4 tRNA genes are annotated in these 1,052 nt (G+C 44.2%); all 4 read right to left on the bottom strand.

Going from position 1 to position 1,052, the window contains the following annotated elements:
• Window positions 1-166: 166 nt before the first annotated feature.
• A tRNA-Leu gene (locus BQ7314_RS11315) sits at window positions 167-251 on the bottom strand.
• Window positions 252-297: 46 nt separating this feature from the next.
• Window positions 298-373: transfer RNA gene (locus tag BQ7314_RS11310), tRNA-His, on the bottom strand.
• A 167-nt stretch (window positions 374-540) separates the two neighbouring features.
• Window positions 541-617, bottom strand: a tRNA-Arg gene (locus tag BQ7314_RS11305).
• A gap of 11 nt (window positions 618-628) precedes the next feature.
• A tRNA-Pro gene (locus BQ7314_RS11300) sits at window positions 629-705 on the bottom strand.
• Window positions 706-1,052: the final 347 nt, after the last annotated feature.

Here is a 1,052-nt window from a genome sequence, read left to right as displayed (position 1 = left end):
CGTAGCCCAAGTCACTTAGCCACCCAAGCTCATCGAGCTCCCCACCCCCAAACCTGCCAAACCTGCCAAACCCTCAACAACTTACTTTGAGCATAACTCTAAGCAAATGACATACAAAAAAAGGGATAAGTTCTCTTATCCCCATTCATAAAAACCTACAACAAAATGGTGCGGAAGGAGAGACTCGAACTCTCACACCTTGCGGCACTGGAACCTAAATCCAGCGTGTCTACCAATTCCACCACTCCCGCTTACAAAATAACTCTCAAACAAAGAAACAATATATCAAAGAAAAACTGGGGTGGACGAAGGGGCTTGAACCCTCGACCGCCGGAATCACAATCCGGAGCTCTACCAACTGAGCTACGCCCACCACTTAAAAACGCTCACACGTACTACACTAAAAAATGCAAAATTTCCCCCATACCACTCGTACACAAAATCAAAACTTATAACCGCGTATCTAACCTTTAGTCCTGAATACATTCAAAAATCACTAAAAGTGCTCTTCCTCACCACCAAAAAAACAAACTTCATTAGTGGCGCACCCGGCAGGATTCGAACGTGTGACCTACGGCTTAGAAGGCCGTTGCTCTATCCAGCTGAGCTAAGGGCGCTCAACACAAACTGGTCGGGGTAGAGAGATTCGAACTCCCGACATCCTGCTCCCAAAGCAGGCGCGCTACCAGACTGCGCTATACCCCGATATACTTTTCAGTCTTCAGTCTTGTCAATATAAACTAAAGAACCGCATATTACCCATAACAACGCACTCCGTCAATGCATTATTTTCTAAATTCTTAAACTCTACAATCTCTGCGACCGAAGATAAATCTACCAAAACATCAAGCGCTTGTCACCTATAAAAAACTAATCAGTTAATTTTTACACCTACAGCAATAAACCACTAAAACAACAAAGCAGATAAATCACCTGAAGCAAAGCCGAAGAAATATCAACATCCACCTATACCACCCCCCCTTGAAGGTGTAAAACCGTTGGCCTTTTCTCTCACCTATATCACCCGATACACCCATATTCATGAGCCTTTG

The sequence above is a fragment of the methanotrophic endosymbiont of Bathymodiolus puteoserpentis (Logatchev) genome (genome assembly GCF_900128525.1).
Lineage (GTDB): Bacteria > Pseudomonadota > Gammaproteobacteria > Methylococcales > Methylomonadaceae > Methyloprofundus.
This window is presented reverse-complemented; position numbering and strand designations above follow the sequence as displayed.